At 66.0% G+C, this 15,495-nt stretch carries 17 protein-coding genes; 15 read left to right on the top strand and 2 right to left on the bottom strand.

What is annotated here, in order from left to right; genetic code table 11:
• Positions 1–33 precede the first annotated feature (33 nt).
• Positions 34–555 carry a hypothetical protein gene (locus tag MF607_RS19785; protein ID WP_242121884.1) on the bottom strand — a complete coding sequence of 174 codons (522 nt, stop codon included), beginning with the start codon at positions 553–555 and terminating at the stop codon, positions 34–36.
• A 76-nt stretch (positions 556–631) separates the two neighbouring features.
• Here MF607_RS19785 and MF607_RS19780 point away from each other — a divergent pair, with 76 nt between their 5' ends.
• Positions 632–1,942 carry a DUF8535 domain-containing protein gene (locus MF607_RS19780; protein ID WP_242121883.1) on the top strand — a complete coding sequence of 437 codons (1,311 nt, stop codon included), beginning with the start codon at positions 632–634 and terminating at the stop codon, positions 1,940–1,942.
• 39 nt (positions 1,943–1,981) lie between these two features.
• On the opposite strand, the gene MF607_RS19775 is transcribed toward MF607_RS19780, so the two are convergent.
• Positions 1,982–2,170: a hypothetical protein gene (locus MF607_RS19775; protein ID WP_242121882.1), complete on the bottom strand. Its 189-nt coding sequence runs from the start codon at positions 2,168–2,170 to the stop codon at positions 1,982–1,984.
• An 87-nt stretch (positions 2,171–2,257) separates the two neighbouring features.
• On the opposite strand from MF607_RS19775, the gene MF607_RS19770 reads away from it, so the two are divergent.
• The 14 genes from MF607_RS19770 (at position 2,258) to MF607_RS19705 (ending at position 15,190) form a co-directional block, all read left to right on the top strand.
• A complete protein-coding gene (locus tag MF607_RS19770; RefSeq protein ID WP_242121881.1) occupies positions 2,258–2,899 on the top strand; it encodes a DUF7007 domain-containing protein in 642 nt (213 codons plus the stop codon).
• Positions 2,900–2,968: 69 nt separating this feature from the next.
• Positions 2,969–3,760 (top strand): hypothetical protein, encoded by a 792-nt coding sequence (locus MF607_RS19765; RefSeq protein WP_242121880.1) that lies wholly within the window; start codon positions 2,969–2,971, stop codon positions 3,758–3,760.
• A gap of 80 nt (positions 3,761–3,840) precedes the next feature.
• Positions 3,841–5,517: an ATP-binding protein gene (locus MF607_RS19760; protein WP_242121879.1), complete on the top strand. Its 1,677-nt coding sequence runs from the start codon at positions 3,841–3,843 to the stop codon at positions 5,515–5,517.
• Positions 5,514–6,449, top strand: coding sequence for a hypothetical protein (locus MF607_RS19755; protein ID WP_242121878.1), 936 nt, complete (start codon positions 5,514–5,516; stop codon positions 6,447–6,449). Before MF607_RS19760 ends, MF607_RS19755 begins: the two co-directional genes overlap by 4 nt.
• Before the next feature lie 38 nt (positions 6,450–6,487).
• Positions 6,488–6,847 carry a DUF3768 domain-containing protein gene (locus MF607_RS19750; protein ID WP_242121877.1) on the top strand — a complete coding sequence of 120 codons (360 nt, stop codon included), beginning with the start codon at positions 6,488–6,490 and terminating at the stop codon, positions 6,845–6,847.
• A gap of 23 nt (positions 6,848–6,870) precedes the next feature.
• A complete protein-coding gene (locus MF607_RS19745; RefSeq protein WP_242121876.1) occupies positions 6,871–7,905 on the top strand; it encodes a deazapurine DNA modification protein DpdA family protein in 1,035 nt (344 codons plus the stop codon).
• A gap of 69 nt (positions 7,906–7,974) precedes the next feature.
• Complete coding sequence (locus MF607_RS19740; RefSeq protein WP_242121875.1) at positions 7,975–10,377, top strand: DNA cytosine methyltransferase; 2,403 nt, start codon at positions 7,975–7,977, stop codon at positions 10,375–10,377.
• Complete coding sequence (locus tag MF607_RS19735; RefSeq protein WP_242121874.1) at positions 10,365–10,625, top strand: hypothetical protein; 261 nt, start codon at positions 10,365–10,367, stop codon at positions 10,623–10,625. Before MF607_RS19740 ends, MF607_RS19735 begins: the two co-directional genes overlap by 13 nt.
• 31 nt (positions 10,626–10,656) lie before the next feature.
• Positions 10,657–11,463 (top strand): Mom family adenine methylcarbamoylation protein, encoded by an 807-nt coding sequence (locus MF607_RS19730; RefSeq protein ID WP_242121873.1) that lies wholly within the window; start codon positions 10,657–10,659, stop codon positions 11,461–11,463.
• A gap of 62 nt (positions 11,464–11,525) precedes the next feature.
• Positions 11,526–11,816 (top strand): hypothetical protein, encoded by a 291-nt coding sequence (locus MF607_RS19725; RefSeq protein ID WP_242121872.1) that lies wholly within the window; start codon positions 11,526–11,528, stop codon positions 11,814–11,816.
• A gap of 31 nt (positions 11,817–11,847) precedes the next feature.
• On the top strand, positions 11,848–12,162 hold the full coding sequence (locus tag MF607_RS19720) for a hypothetical protein (protein WP_242121871.1): 315 nt from the start codon (positions 11,848–11,850) through the stop codon (positions 12,160–12,162).
• A gap of 399 nt (positions 12,163–12,561) precedes the next feature.
• On the top strand, positions 12,562–13,071 hold the full coding sequence (locus tag MF607_RS19715; protein WP_242121870.1) for a hypothetical protein: 510 nt from the start codon (positions 12,562–12,564) through the stop codon (positions 13,069–13,071).
• A 27-nt stretch (positions 13,072–13,098) separates the two neighbouring features.
• Positions 13,099–13,803 carry a hypothetical protein gene (locus MF607_RS19710; protein ID WP_242121869.1) on the top strand — a complete coding sequence of 235 codons (705 nt, stop codon included), beginning with the start codon at positions 13,099–13,101 and terminating at the stop codon, positions 13,801–13,803.
• 64 nt (positions 13,804–13,867) lie between these two features.
• Positions 13,868–15,190: a hypothetical protein gene (locus tag MF607_RS19705; RefSeq protein ID WP_242121868.1), complete on the top strand. Its 1,323-nt coding sequence runs from the start codon at positions 13,868–13,870 to the stop codon at positions 15,188–15,190.
• Positions 15,191–15,495 lie beyond the last annotated feature (305 nt).

Raw genomic sequence — 15,495 nt, 5'->3', positions numbered from 1 at the left:
CGGCTCCGGCCAGGGCCGCCTTTCTTTTTGCCGTCAGCGCGACAGCTTCGGATCGACGACGTGATCGACCGCATCATAGCCCGGTCCCGGATCGAACGACCAGGACGCCCCGATCTCGAAGCCGGTGTCGAACCGCCCGACAGGGCCGTCAGGCTCGGCCGCCACATAGGGCGAGACCAGCGGCATGGTCGGTCGCTTCATGCGGAACAGCTCGCCAGCGAACCGGCCGCGCGCTTCCAGCACGCCTTCCAGCCACAGCAGGTCGTCGAGGATCAGAACGATGCCCTTGCCCGCCAGCGCGTAGTAGATGCACCGCTGAAAGTCGTCGCACTGGTTGCCGAGGATCTGCGTCAGCTTGCGCTTGCCCGAGGGCTCACCCTCGTGGATCCACTCGATCGCCTCGCGTAGCTCGCGCACGGAGTAGTAGGCGTCCTCCGGCCCCATACCGATGCACGCGACCGCGATCATGCGTCGTGTCGGACGGATGATCGGATCGGTCGACGCGTCCTTGAGCGTCAGATCGAGGTCGAAAGCTTCGATGCAATCGGTCTTCATGGCGCGCTTCTCCTTGGCGGTGAACGTACCGTGAACATCGTGGACCTTGCAAGTATAATATCGTATAGTCGCACGCATGTGGTTGGTCCCGCGCGACACTCGTGGACTCCAGCAACGCACGCCCCTGCCGGACGTCGTGCGGCGAGCGCTCGTCCGCTGGTACATGGGGGAGGGCGAGGACAGCGACCACCGCGCATCGGTGATCATGGTTGTGAAGGCACGCGACCACCATCAATGGATCGCCTGCGACTGCCTGGGCGAGACGGAAGCCCCGCCGCTCCTGTCCCCGGCCTACCTCTCCGAAGCCGAAACCTACTATCTCCGGCGACTGACCAGCGTCCGGCAACGGCGACCCGAGCATGAACTCGACTGCCCGTTCTACCGCGAACAGGCTCCTCCCCGCATCCGCGAGAAGGCAACAGCGACACCGCGCACGATCAACGAGCCAGACGGCATGTTCTCCGCGCACCGGCTCGCGCCGGAGAAGCTCGCGCAACTGCCCGACGAGGCTGAACCTGACGATCGCACCCGCGGCGTCGCCATTCCGCGCCTCGCCCGCCTGCTATGGCTTCTCATGGAGATGGCCCACGTCAATGTCGTGGAGCCACTCGAGGCCGGAGAGCCGCGGACGACGTCGATGGCAAGCGAGTTCGCCGCGATGCGCCGCGCGGCCGAACGCGTCGAAATTGCCCCGGGCATCCCGCTCGCCCGTCACTTCTACACTCACATCGATCCCTATGAACGCGGGATCGTGTTCGCCAAGCTGCGACAGGCGGCCAAGAAGTGGCCGACCGGCCATGCCCCACAAGCCTTTCTCCTGCTCTACGCCGTCGACATATCAGGAACGACCATCACGCTCGCCGAAGGCCGCGAATTGGAGGTTAAGAACCGGATCCGGCACATCGGCATCCACCAGCGCCAGATCGGCGCCCCGTACCTCGTCCTCGCCGTCGTGGGCGAGCACAATCCGCGCGAGGGCTATGCGGCACTGCGCGCCTATGCTCAGCCAATCGCACGTCCCTCCAACTTCGTCGCGATCCACAACGCGGCCGAACGGCAAACCATCGTCGGGCTGCTCGATCTCCAATACCGTCTGCGCCGTCGCGGAATCGGGATCGGCTTCAAGCGCCTTCTCTTCGACGTCGCTACCAGCATCGGCGACATGCGCCCCGACATGCTGCTCGACCTTCGCGACTTCACGACCGGCGAGGTGATGGAAGCGGCCTTGGAAATCGTAACGGCACACGACGCCGACACGCTCGGCGTCAAGCTGCGGCAGGTCGAAAAGCTACGCACCGTCGCGCCGGTGGTGACCATCCACGGCGAGGATCTCGAGGCCGATGGTCTGGAAGCGGCGATACTCGATCAGCTGCACATTGGTCAGTAGTCGCGCGCGGCGACGATCTGGACCGCAAGAAGCGTCCGATCAATCGAAGCAGCAAAACCCGTGTTCGGCGATCAGCTCGATCGCCTGCTGCTCGTCCGACGCGTCCTCACGCAGAACCACGGGGCGCACCGGCACCCACGGCCCCAGGTCGTCGGGCAAGTTGCTACCCTCGCTATCGTTCGTAAGCGCCCAAAGCTTCTCCGGCGCCGAATAGAGCCACACGTCCATGCGGCCTACTGCCCCGCACTCGGCCCAACAGCAACGAGGCTGGAGGGGAGGGGGAGGAGATCTGTCGATCCATAGAGGAGCCGACAGATGACCCGCTTTACCGCCGTCCCAGCACCGCAGGACACGAAATGGGGTGTTCCGCAGACAACCGACCAGGTCCTGCCCGGGATCTGGCACGTCACCACGCCCGATCATGGCGGGTACGTCCTTTCCGACGAACGGCAAGCCGCGATGCCCGAGGCGTTACGCCGCGACGATATCTACTACGAGGAGGACGTGGATTGGGCGCTCGTCCTGCTCGGCTTCGCGACCGAGTTCCGGCGTCTCCCCACAGCCGGGATCGCCCTTCAGGTCGAGAACGCGCGCCGTTCGGTTCGAGCGTGGCACCCTGCACGCTATGGCGCCTTCACTGGCGAAGAAGTGCCGGCGACCGAGAACAACACGCTACGCCGTCGCGCCGCCTATCAGGCTGTCATCGGTCAGTACGCTTCGGTTTCCGCATCCGGTGACTGGGCCGATTGGGTTCCCGCCGGCATGGTCGGTGTTGTGTTTCGCCGGGTCCAGAGCGTCGATGCGCTCGGCTTTGCCCGCTACTCCGGAGATCCGATCTACGGGCTCGTCGCCAAGGACCGCTACGCCGAGCGCAACGACGTCGAGACCTTCGACAGTCTCGGCGCCACCCGCGTCGAGAGCACCGCTCCGATCACCAAGGAAGTCCACCTGGCCTGAGGTCGCGGTGCAACTGCACTGCGCCATCCCTCGCGGCCACAGCGCCGCTTCTCTCGGGAGTGAGCTCCGATGAGCGTCTATCTCTATCTCTTCCACGGCCGCGCCAGCATCGATCAGGACATGACCGACTGGGGCGCCGAAGGCCCGAAGATCGGGCCGCTCAGCTACGTCCACACCACCTACGGCAGCGACGTGAAGATCCGCGGCTCGCGCGAGGTCCTGGAAAGGTTCTTCCCAAAAGCGGCAGTTCATTTCCACAATGGCTTCGGCGAGCATTCCATCCAGCTCGAGGGCGACTGCCTACCGCACGAGGGCAAGCTCTACGGCGATTGGACCGTCTGCACCGCAGAGTATCTGCAGCCCCGGACAACGACGTCCGGGTTCCCAGCCTGCGCCGCCCGCCACGACCAGCCCGACCCCTTGTCCTGGGACTATGCTGGTTTCCTACGAGCCGTGCGCGACAATCCGCTCGTGCTGCGGGTCTGGCGACGCTTTCTCCGGCCGCAAGCGGGTCAGCGCTTCGACATTTCGAGCGGGATGGGAGGTGTGCTTACGATCAAGCTGCTGCGCCAGCAGGACGATGGCCGTTGGCAGGCGCGGGTCGATACGCCGCTCAATCCTGACTGGCACGGCTACCTGATCGATCACGTCGCCGTCTCGGCTCTCCTGCCCGTTCGCGCAGGCACGAGCCCTGAAAAGGCACCTTTCGCCAGCGACACCGCAGCAGCCACCTACCATGGCCACCTCCGCGCCGGGCTCACCGCCCTCGGTTACGCCGCCAAGGACAGCGGCGAGAACGGACAATTCGTGATCACCGGCTCCGCCGAGACCGGCCCTGCCAGCGACGATGACGGGCTGTAGGTCGGAAGCACACCGAGGCCGAAGGGAAGGGGGAGCGGGCGAGCAGGCGTGAACAGTCACGCCAGCTTCAGGAGCTTGCCATGATCCCCGCCATGATCGCGACGGCCGTCGCGCCCGAGACCATCACCAAGGTCACTCGGTTGTTCAACAACACCGCGTACGACGTGATCTGCGAGCTTTTCCAGAACGCGCGCAGGGCAGGGGCCACGATCGTCGCCGTCACGGTCATCACCGCAAGCGACGCCACCTATCTCCAGGTCGTCGATGACGGCCACGGCATCGCCGATCCCGCCTCGATCGTGACGCTCGGCCGCTCCGGTTGGTCGGACGACACACGCCGGGCCGAGGATCCTGCCGGCATGGGCGTCTTCAGCCTCGCTGGCCGCGATGTCATTATCCGCTCCTACTCGCGGCCCGATCGTCAGGGCTGGATGGCTCATATTCCCGCTTCAGCCTGGGAGACGAGCCGCCCAATCGCGATCTCCTCGGACCCGATCCCCTACGGGACGTCGCTGACCGTCAGAATGCCCGAGCAATGGCTGACTACCATCGAGCGCGATGTCGCAACAGCGGCTCGCTACTTCCCGGTCCCGGTGACGTTCAATGGCGAGCCCCAGGAGCAGCACGATTGGCTCGCCGACGCCGTCCATGTCGAAACCTGGAAGGGCACCCGTATCGGCATCCGTAGAGTGCCGGCCTCGCATTATTCCTCCCGCGACGCGGCGCTGAACTTCCACGGCGTGACGATCCCCTGCCGGTTGCCTCACCTGACCGAGGTCGACCGCGGCGACCACTGGATCGCGCGGGTCGACATCGTCAACGCACCCGACATCCAGCTCGTCCTTCCGGCTCGCAAGGAAGTCGTCGAGAATGAGGGCGTTTCGGACCTGAGAACCGCGGTGCAATGCACCTTGTACCGCGCCATCGCAGCGAAAGGCACGCATCGCCTGTCGTTCGAGAACTGGACCGAAGCCCGTGATCTGGGTGTCCTGCTTTCCGAGGCCGAGCCTTACCTCTTCACCTGGGCTGCGCCCGCGGCAGACCAGTACCGCAATTACGAAACCGGCGTGCGAACGACCGACCCGGCCATGGTGCTGATGCCCGACCAAGAGGCACTGGTAGCCATCCCGGCCGAGCGTGCGATCACCAAGCACAATCCTTTCGGAGGACCGCTGGTCGACGCGAATGACGCCCTCAAGGGATATAGCTGGTACGACAAGCTGGCCCGGGTGGAGACCCTCGAGTTCGCCATCATTCAGGGCGAACGCCAATTCACGATCTCTGAAGGGGTGGAAGCGCCCGCCGACGCCGACGACGGATGGGTCGATGCGATCACCCTGCACGCCACGCTGTCACACGCCGGCGCCTTTGTCGAAGTCGCCTGCGACGCTGACGTGGCCTTCGGTCCCGACCAGTTTTCCTGCAACTCCGTCGATGAGACACGCGTGTTCGTCCGCCGCGGCTCGGACCTCTCCGCAATGGATGTCGCGGACCTGTTCGAGAGCGCCGTCTTCTCGGCCAACGAGGACTCCGCGGCCGACAGCTACGACACCCAGCAGGAGCGGTTCCAACGCGATGCGGCCGAACGGATCATCGGCCTTCTCGAAGGCGGGGACGCGGCGCTCGACAACCGTCTGCGGGACCTACTCTCGGGTCACTACTACCTCGTCCCGGAGGACCGCACCGTCACCATCACGGTGACTCGCAAGAACCTGGCGATCGCGATTGCACCGCTCGCGCCGGCAGACGCGGCATGATCCCGGCCCCGCCCGTCGTCCTCGCCTACGGCATCGGTGTCGACAGCACCGCGCTTCTCATCGAGAAACACGCCCGCGGCGAGGCGCCCGACCTCTGTCTGAGCGCCGATACCGGCGTCGAGAAGCCGGCGACCTACGCCTATCTCGACGTGATCCGGCCATGGATGCGCGATCGCGGCATTCCTTTCGAGCTGGTCTCCTACACTCCGAAGCGGTTCAAACACTGGCCCCCGTATTACGGGATCCTGGAGATGTGCCTGACCAATGCCACCCTTCCCAGCAAGTCGCTGGGAGGGTCCAGCTGCAGCTTGAAGTACAAGAAGGCGCCACAGGACGCGTACCTCGCCCGATGGCGTCCCGCGCTGGACGCATGGGAACGCGGGCAGCGCGTCACTCGCCTGATCGGCTACGACGCAGGGCCGCGCGACACCAAGCGGGCAAACCATGCGCTCTCGATCGATGATCCGCGCTATGAGTGCCAGTACCCGTTGCGTGAGTGGGGCTGGGATCGCGACGCCTGCATTCGCCGGATCGAGGCCGAGGGTTTGCCCGTCCCTCCAAAGAGCGCGTGCTGGTTGTGCGTGGCCAACGCGCCCAGCGAGATCCGCGAGCTCCCCGCATGGTGCCTGCGCCTTATCGTTCTGGTCGAGGCCCGGGCAGCACCGCGCCTCCACACCGTCGAAGGGCTCTGGCGCCGCAGCACTCGCGCCCGACCTGGATCGATGACCCAGTTCATTCGTCAGGAGCGGCTCCTCCCCGCCGACGAGGTCGACCGCATCGCTCGGGATGCCCCGACCGAGCTGATCCGCTTTCAGGACGTCGCCGGTGCCATCCCGCTCGACGCTCGCCCGACGCTCGCCAGCTGGCTCGACCGCTTCCACGCTGCCTTTCCGGACCGAGGCCGACGCGAGCAACCCGCCCTCGCTGCCTGATCGCCGGCAACCCCCTCCAGGTTCAAGGGAGCACTCCCATGATTGATCACGATACGACCAGCCGGAGCGAGGCTATCGCCCGGCTCAACGACCGTTGCCGGCAGGGCTTCGACCGCACCGCCCGCATCGTCGTTACGCGCACGTGCCTTGCGAGCCTGTCCAACGACAGCCTGGCCTCCCAAGCAATCGCGCAAGCCCGCCTTCTTCAGGAGATCCGCCAGTACCAATTCCCCGACGGCGTCCCGGAGCGCAACCGCGGCGACTTCGCCATCGACGAAGTGCGCATCTATTTCGCGATCGACTATTACGACACGGCTCTTGAGTACGGCTCGGAGAATCCGGCCGATGCCAGCGTCACCCGCCGCGTCCTCACAATCATGCTGCGTGAGGACCTCTGATGTCCGCGCCCTTTCGTCCCGTCATGACGACGCTGCATCCGTCCGGGATCGAGATCATCATCGGTCTGCCGCATCTCGCCCGCGGTGCGCTCCTCGAGCGCGCCGCCGCGCTGCGCGCGCCCGTACTGATCTCTGCAAACTGCCTTTCGCGCTGGCGCAAGGTCGATGGCTGGCGCGACTGGAGGGGATGGCGGACCAGCACACTCGCCAACGCGTCCGACCTCGCCAGCATCGACCTCGATAGCGCCGGCTATACCATGACCGTTGCCTACAACGGCATGCCGTGGTCGATCGACGACTACATGGCGCTCGCCGCCTCCTTTCCGTTCAGACGGATCGCCAGCGCCGACTACTGCTGCGAAGTACAGGTCGCCCACGACCGGGAAGAGGTGCGCGACCGCATCTCGCGGACGATCGCCACCAACCGGGAATGCCACGCCCGCGCCGTCGACCTCGGCATCCGCGAGCGTTTTATGCCCGTCCTGCAAGGGCGGACCCCATCCGATTACATCCGCTGTCTCGACGCGCTGGAAGGCCTTATGCTGCCCGGCACCGTCGTCGGGGTCGGAAGCATGTGCAGACGCCCGATACACGGCCCAGAAGGCCTGATCGCCGTGGTCGAGCGGCTGAGCCGCGAGCTGCCGATCGGCACCAAGATCCACGCCTTCGGCGTCAAGGGCGACGCCCTGCCATACCTTGCTCCGTTCGCGCGCTGGATCGCCTCGATTGACTCGCAAGCGTACGGCATCGCAGCCCGACAGGACGCACTTCGGCGCGGTGTACGCAAGACGGATCACCTCGTCGCCGATCATCTGGAACGCTGGTATCGCCAACAGTGCGCCCGCACGTCCTCGCCTGCACGCTTCCTGGCCGAGGCCGACGAACCGGTGCCATCGTCGCCGACAGCATCTGACCCATGGGAAACCGCGATCGCGCTTGCCCGCCAGCAGATCCGGGACCTGATCGAGAGCGGCGACCTCGACCATGACGAAATCACCGCGGGCTGGGTCGAGTCCTGGGCGGCCGACATCTACCACGAGCGGCGCGAAGCAGCCTGAGAAGGGGAGGGGGAGCGGGAAGGTGCGCGGCGCGGGCAACCTTGCCCCCGCGACACCTCCGGAGGTCCCATGCTTCAAGCTCCCATCACCCGAGTTTACCGCCACGGCCATCTGTTCGCGGGAATAGGGGCTGGCGCCAAGGGCTTCGGCATGGCGCGCCCAATGGTCGGCAACATGGTCGCCCACTGGGAATGCGCCGGCGGAATCGACGTCGATCCAGGGGCGATCCGTAATTTCGAGCGCCTGACGGGGGTGCCCGGGACGGTCATGGACCTGTTCAGCCGCGACCAGTACCGCGCCTTTCACGGCCGCGAACCCGACCGGAATTGGCGCGAAGCCGTCCCGGCCGACATCCGCGCCGTCTTCGGCACCCTCACGTGCATGCTGCTCAGCCCGCCATGCAAGGGCTTCAGCGGCCTTCTGTCGCAGGCGAAGAGCCTCACCGACAAGTACCAAGCCCTGAACGCCCTCACCCTTCGCGGGATCTGGCTCACCCTCGAGGCCTATAAGGACGATCCGATCAGGGTCATTCTCATCGAGAACGTGCCCCGGATACAGACGCGCGGACGCTGGCTGCTCGACCAGATTATCGCCTTGCTCCGCGCCTATGGCTACTCGGTCAACGAGAGCCGTCATGACTGCGGCGAGCTCGGGCACCTCGCGCAGAGCCGCAAGCGATTCCTGCTGATCGCCCGTCATACCGAGCGCGTCCCCCCCTTCATCTATCAGCCCCGCAAGTTCCGGCTCCGCGGGGTGGGAGAGGTCATCGGGCAGATGCCCTTGCCCGGTGATCCGCTCGCCGGCCCGATGCACCGCGTTCCGTCCCTGCAATGGCAGACATGGGTTCGTCTCGCCTTTGTCGAGGCCGGCTCGGACTGGCGATCGCTGAACAAGCTCGCCGTGGAAAACGGGGTCCTGCGCGATTACGGCATCCGGCCAGAACTACCCCTGCGCGATAACGCCTACGGCGTCTGCCGCTGGGAAGATCGCAGTCCGCTGGTCACCAGCGCGCGCGCACCTGGCCAGGGACGTTTCTCCGTTGCCGATCCGCGTGCCTTCTCCTCTCGCGACGGCACCGGCTATCTCGGCGTGCGGCACTGGGTCGACCATGTGGGCGTGGTCAGCAGCCGGGGTGGCCCAACCAATGGCGGATACTCTGTTGCCGACCCGCGCCCGGGTTACCGACCTGATACGCACACCAGTCTTCTATCGGTCGCCCACTACGATGCCACCTCCCGGGTAGTGAGCGGCGCCGCGCACGTGGCGGGCGGCGCGCTCAGCGTTGCCGATCCGAAGATCCATGCCCGAGGCCGTAGGGCGGAAGCCCCGGTCACCGCGGCGAATGGGGTGGCCACCTTCTCGATCGCCGATCCGACGCCTGCCTATGGACCGGCGACGCACCGCCACGTTCTCGGCGTCATCGGCTGGAACGGCTCGACAGGCGTCGTCAGCGGGTCACCGAAGCCTAGCACCGGCGCCCACTCGGTCGCTGACCCACGCATCAACGGGCACCCCGCCAGCGTCCAACTCGGTATCCGGACCTGGGACGAGCCCGCCGGCGTCGTCACGGCGAACATGTGGGTCGGCTCAGGACCCAACGCCGTCGCGGATCCGAGACAGGACCGCCCGCGCTTCAACAACACTTTCAAGATCGTCAAATTGACGCACCCTGCGAGCGCCGTACCCGACCCGCGCGCTCGCGAAGGTCGCCACACCAACGGCAAATACCGGGTCTGCGCCTATGACAGCCCAACCAACGCCGTGATCGGCGCCTCGACAACAGGGATGGGCGCGTTCGTCGTCGCGGATCCTCTCTATCGCTCGGGTGAACTCGGCCAGCACGGCAACAAGATGCGCGTGGTGCCGGCAAACGCGGCCGCTCCGACGGTGACCGGTTCCGACCGGGTCGGCTCTGGTGCGCTTTCGGTTGCCGATCCGAGGCCGCGGGCGCTCGGCCGCGCCGACCGGCAGAACTACGTCTCGCAGACCCATTACGGCATCGTCGGATGGGATCAGCACACCGGCGCGATCCCCGGCTTCGCCAAGAAGTGCAACGGCAGCTGGTCGGTTGCCGACCCGCGCGAACCCGAGCTGGAGGACCTTCCGGCTTCGTTGCCGGCCAAGGACGATCGCCTTGTGGCCCGCATCGTCGCACTCGACGGCACCTGGCATCGCCCGTTCACGTCGGCCGAGCTTCTGGTCATCCAAGGTATCCTCGATCCGACCGAGTACATCGACCTGATCGGGACATCGGACGCCGAGAAACGGGAATGGGTCGGTAACGCGATTCCGCCGCCTGCATCGCGTGGCATCGCTGAAACGGTAGGAGAAACCTTGCTCCTGGCCGATGCCGGCGAGCGCTTCACGCTGTCGCCGCGCGAGATCTGGGTGAAACCCGGCGCGCTCGCGCTGACCATCGACAACCGGCAAGCCGCCTTCGAACTCGACGGGATCGACACATGGTTCATGTGACCCAGCGCTCATCGCGCGCGGAGATCCGCAATCCCGTCCTCGGCCTGCCGGCCATCAACGCGCTGCGCGACCTAGACCCTGCCGCGCAGGAAGCGCTCCGCCTCGTCCTGCTCGACCTGCAGCGCGATGCTAGACGCCGCGCCGAGAAGAGCTGGCACACCCACAAGCCGCCCTTGGCGGCGTACTGGTCCGCCGTGGGGGTGTACGCCGGCCACATCGCGCGCACGCTCCGCCTTCCCCGCCGATGACCGAGGCCGCAGACCAACGAGGGCGACCATCATGCTGACCACCCGGAGCCAACGCTGGCGCGACCGGCGAAGCCTGTACGTGTCCAACGACACGCTAATCGATCCCCGCCGCTACGCGGTCGATATACTCGGTCACGAAACGGCCCGCGCTTTCCTGGCGGACCACCATTATCTTCCACGCTACCCCGCCGCGCAGGTCGCGGTCGGCCTGTTCGGACCCGGCAAGGGCGGTGCTGCTTCGCTCGACGGCTTGATCGTCTTCGGCGTCCCCGCGACCGGCGCCGTCATCACGCGCCACACCGGGTTCTCAGACGCCGCGCGCGGCTGCGTGCTTCAACGACTGCTCTGTCTTCCGAGCGTGGCCGCGAACGGGGAGAGCTATTTCACCTCCCGCGCCTTTCGCCTCCTGCGTCTGGCGCGCCCGCGCATCGAAGCCGTCGTCAGCTTTTCCGATCCGGCGTACGGCCATTGCGGGGGTGTCTATGCCGCCCTCTCCGGGGCGTATCGTGGTCGAACAAGGCCGCGGCAGGTCTTGCGCATCGCCGGCGAGACCATCTCCGAGCGGACCCTGTCCAAGATCCGCAATCTCGAAAGCGGCCACGCCGGCGCGATCGATCAACTGGTTCGCCTCGGCGCACCACGCCCGAGGCCGACGGAGCATCCCCGCGTCTGGCTGGATCGATGCCGAAGAACCGGCGCCCTCACCAGCGCGCGGCAGAGCCCACTCTTCACCTACTGCTTCGAACTCACCCGCGAGGCACGCCGCACCGGCCACTCGCTTCCGCGTCTTGCCTATCCCGTCCGATCGGACGTCCTGCGTGAGCAGCTCGGAGCCTGACCCGTCGTACCGACGGGAAGGAGAGGGGGAGCGGAGATCGTGTCCACGAGAGGAGACGAGCCATGCGCATCCACCAGGCTATCGCCATCGCCAAGGCCGACGAACACCGTCTGATCCGCTTCATCGAGCGGCGAAACCGCTTCCTGGACGCCCTCGACTGGGACGCCTTGCCGGAACAGATGGCCCGCGAGGCGTCGATGATGGACGAGTTACTGGCGACCGAACTCGCGGAATCGGCCTGCTATGTCATCTGGCTCGAGGAATGCGTCGCGTTCGGAGTCGAGGACATCGTGGGCGTTCTTCGCTTTGAGGCCGCCCCGAGAGCATGGCAAACCGCCTGGGTCACACTCTGAAACGCCAAGATGCCTACGGGAAGGACGACCAATGAGCAGGCACACCTTTACCGGCCTTCGTGGCGCGACCTCTGTTGCGATCGGATGGGACCGGCCGCTTGAGACCTTCTTCGTGCAGGTACTGCGTCCTGACCCCGAGGAGGTGGGGGAAGAAGAAACCGTCGTCTGGAGGGGCACAGACCTGCGAGAGCTATCGACAGCGGCAGAGGCCATTGCCATCGCGCGCCCCTGGGCGATCCTTCCCGCCGACCTCGCAGCTACGCTGGAGACCGACCGACTGAAGACCCTCGGTCTGTCCGACGGTGAATACCAGGCCGAGATGAAGCGCCGCCTGTTCCCAGACTAGCCAAATAGGCGCGGATTTGTTGAGACCGCGAATTGCAGGCCATGCTACACTCGCCGAGAGGAGATCACGCATGTCGGATTCCCAAGCCTCACAGAAGTCAGCCCGCTCGACCGCGGCTAAGGCGGTCACCGACCTCTCGCGAGGATCCCCCGGATTTTGGCGATCGCTCGCCTTCCTCCTGGCTGCAACCGCAGTGCTCGTAGGCACCATGGTCATCGATCCGAACCTTACCCTAGTAGCGCTCCCAATGATGACGATCATCTTCGTGCTGCTCGAGCGAGCCAACCATAAGACAACCCCGCGCTAAGCGCTAAGCGGCCGAAGACCGCTCCGGGTGCCCAAACGGGAAGGAGAGGGGGGAGGGATTGCGTGGTCCGATAGGGACCGACGGAGATCCCCATGCCCTATTTCGTCGACATTGGCGGCGCGCCCGCCAACGAGGACTGCGCCCAGCTCGGACAGACGCCCGACTTCGACGCCCTGAACAAGCTCGAGGTGCTGACCTATAAGTATGCGGTAATCGCCCGGTACGGCTCGCCACCTCCGGGATGCCGTCTCTCCGGCCTCGCCAATCGCCACGACTTCGGCACCTACGTTACCCTCGTGCTCCACGTCGAGAACGAGCTCGACGAGGCGGTTCGTACCTATGCCGAGGCGGTCGAGGAGGGCCTTGGGACTTGGCTGGAGGCCGGATTCCGTGCGCCCGTCAATTATGACGACGCCACCCCGACCCAGGTTCACAGCAATCCAAGCGAAATCCTGATCAGCGCCTTTCACGTCACCCGGCCGGGTGCGGACGGCCGATTCCCGGTCGCGGACTTCGAGACGCTCCACACCAATCTCGCCGCAGCCTTTCCCGACGAGGCCGCGGTCGCCCGCGCGCGCCTGACCAAGGCCGCAACCGCCTGACGGCGCTCTAAGCAAACGGAGAGTCCCATGTCGAACAGCTATCTCAAGGCGGCTTTCGCCCTCCTGATGTCGCGCGAGGACGCCGCACTCCTCCGGGAAGCGGAAAAGGCGGTCGACCTTCTCGATACCAACGGCACCGACGACGAGCTCGCCGCCGCCTACGACACGCTCGACGAACGCTTTCGCGCTGTCTTCCCACCCAAGGGCGACAATCGGTTCGAGAGCTTCCTCGAGCTCTTCGAAGACTGGAACTTCCCGTATCTCGACGCTCGCATCGCCATCGAGGACGCTGAGGGCGAGGACAACGTGCGCGTCACCTTCACCGGCGACCAGTTCGGAGTCGACCAGGTCGCCAAACTCATCTTCCGCGCCTGCAAGGCGGCTCTGCCCTGCGGCTTTGCCTGGTCCTACGGCAGCGATCGACTGAAGGTCGGCGACTTCGGGGGCGGCTGCGTCGTCATCACCGACGAGGGCATCCAGTGGCATACTACCCAGGGCATCCTCGAACGCGCCTTCAAGCGCCTTGATGTCGGTGCCCACGAGGGTCTCGACGGCTTCGTGCTCGCGACCCGCGATAGCACCCATGGGCTCTCCTTCTGGAACAACGACAACGGATTCGGCTCCCTCGCAACCGCCACGGTGTTCACGGAAGCCGAGGCCGCCGACTTCGACAAGCCGATCGCGAACGACGAACCCGAATGGCTCGCGCTCCCGGCTCCGACCGCCGTCTGACCCAACCGCGGCCGTCCGCCGCGCGATGCGTGGTGGACCGCTCGCTCTCTTCCGCGAGGCTGTCATGGCACAAGAGCGTCTCGACCCCGCCGACGTGAGTACATGGCTCACCCGAGGCCGGACCCCTGAACACGCAGCGGCGATCGCGGCCGCGTGGCGCGACTTTCCCGACCTGCCGCCCGACGCGCCCCTTCAGGACCGGACGGCTCGAGGCCGCGAACGCATCGCCGCGATGCGCCCGATCAACGACGCGATCCGCGATCAGACCGAGGCGCAGCGGCAGGCCACCAACTTCGCCTTTACCGAGCAGCAGGTCCAGTCGGGCCGCGGCAACGACCGCGACATCGCCATCCTGCACGGCCACGAGCAATACGGCTACGACTGGGACGTCAGCTGCCGTTACGCCGATGGCTGGTACGCCGCCCATGTCGGATGGCCCCACCATTACCCTGACGGCGTCCCCTCGAACGCCCCACTCGCGCTGCTCCATGCCGCTTACGACCAGGGCTTCACCGATGGAGGCGGCGACCGAACAGATCTGTTCGACGCTGCGCGCCGGAGCAATCTGGCCATCTTACGGGAGAGCAACTTCCCGCCGCCCGCGCCTACAGCGACGCCGAGTGGTCGGCCGCTTCCCAGCGCGTGGCCGAAACCGACAGACGAACCGAGGCCCGCGCGCTGGTCTCGCCGGCTCGCCATCATCGACGCCGCAGATGTCGCAACCGGCGACCCGTCGCGAACGGCATGGGACTTCCTGACCCTGATCCTCTCTCGGCCCGGCGCCGACGAGGCCATGATCGTCATCCTGACGCCTGCCGGATTCGTGGTTCCTGACAGCCTCGCCGCGGATCACCGCTCTGCCGAAAGCCCGACAATCGGGGCAATCGCGGCCGGACACCAGCTGACGCAACTTCTCGCCGGCCGCGAGTTCGACGACGTGCTGATCGCGCTGCAAGACGACGGGTTGCGCCTGCTGGACGAGATCGCCGACGTCCTGCCCCTTTGCCGGACCATGGAGCGGACGCGAAACACTCGCCTACAGCAGCGCGCCCATCTGCGAACCTGGCTCGACCGCGGCTACGCCGCAAACGAGAACATGGCTGCGGGACATATCCGCTGGGGCAAAGCGATCCACGGCCTCACCGGCAAACTCGGTGAGTTCACCGCCCGCCACGTCGGACCCGGTCCCAACGGAGGTCACCTTATCCGGGTGGAGACCACGATCGGCACACTCGCGACCGGCTATGCTGACGCGGACGGCGCGCCGCTCTCCCCGGAGGTAATCGTGTCGAGCAAGGCACGCCTCAGACCCACAATCGCGTCCACGCTACGCACCTTCGGGGCGGCGACCACCTTGATGGGCACGCTCGATCTCCGAGCGGCCTGACTGCCCACCTTGAGGCGCGGTGCAATGCGCGGTGCATGTCGCTGCGCGAAGCCCAGAACAGAAGGGAAGGGGGAGCGAGACGGGCGGGACGGCCAACCGGGCCAGTCGCACCAGGAGCCTGCCTATGCGTACCATCCTCGCCTTCTATGAGATCGACCGCGCGTATGGCGGCCCCGAAGAGGGGGGCTGGTGTGCGCCGTTGTGGCGCGAGAAAGGAGTGCGTCTGATGACGTGATGCTTGTTGGCAATGGCATCTGCCCACCGAGCTTACCGGTGCCCTCGGGCTGAAACTTCGAAAGGAGAAC

Origin of the sequence: Sphingomonas lacusdianchii (assembly GCF_022664395.1) — a bacterium.
Taxonomy (GTDB): domain Bacteria; phylum Pseudomonadota; class Alphaproteobacteria; order Sphingomonadales; family Sphingomonadaceae; genus Sphingomonas; species Sphingomonas lacusdianchii.
Note: the sequence above shows the minus strand (reverse complement) of the source record. Positions and strands in the feature narration are given on the sequence as shown.